This window comes from Alteromonas sp. DY56-G5 (genome assembly GCF_041414725.1).
GTDB lineage: Bacteria > Pseudomonadota > Gammaproteobacteria > Enterobacterales > Alteromonadaceae > Alteromonas > Alteromonas macleodii.
The window spans coordinates 1-674 of the sequence record NZ_JANHZQ010000135.1; the positions used below are offsets into that span (position 1 = coordinate 1).

Below are 674 nucleotides of genomic sequence, written 5' to 3' on the forward strand. Positions count from 1 at the left end.
CCCAGTTCGATTTCCCAGCGTTGAACATACACATTGACAACTTCTTCGTAGGGAAACTGCATTGCATCGACCATTGAACTGAGCACGCGGTAAGACTTTCCATCTACTTTGTAGCGGGTCAGTCTCGCTTCAATGGTTTCGGGTAAACCATCAAATTTCTTCCTGGCTTGAGGAGAGGTTTTAAGCGTGATAACAGCATCATCCTCGCTGAGTTGATGTCTCACAGTATACTGTAAATCTTTACGGGCGGGGAGCATCCAGTGCGTATTAACGCCTTTAGTCATCCACAAGTACAGTAGCCCCAGCGAATAATACCCTCTGTCAAAAAGGGTCAGAGAGTTATCGGGAACCGAAGGAACAAGCCGCTGTGCAAGAGACATCTCTCCCACATCCCGGCTGTCAAATTCACTGGCCAACAGAAGGTGGCTGGACGTTTCCATCAGACTACACATGCGTACCTGTGGGTACGGATTATCACCCTTAGCATTCCGGTCACAACCAAATGCATCAAGGTTCTCAGCAGTATCCTGAGCACGGAACATTACGCCGTCAACCGCCAGTACATTTAAACCACACCACTGTTCAAAGGCATATTCAGTGAATGCCCGCTGTGCCATCAATTTGAAGACGTGACCGACAGCATCATCACCCAACCTTTGGCGGGCTTGTACCAC

General features: G+C 48.8%; 1 protein-coding gene. It reads right to left on the bottom strand.

Annotated features, from left to right (window positions below; translation table 11 throughout):
- The coding region (locus NO989_RS21895) for an IS4 family transposase (RefSeq protein ID WP_371343204.1) at positions 1 to 674 on the bottom strand (674 nt) is incomplete at both ends.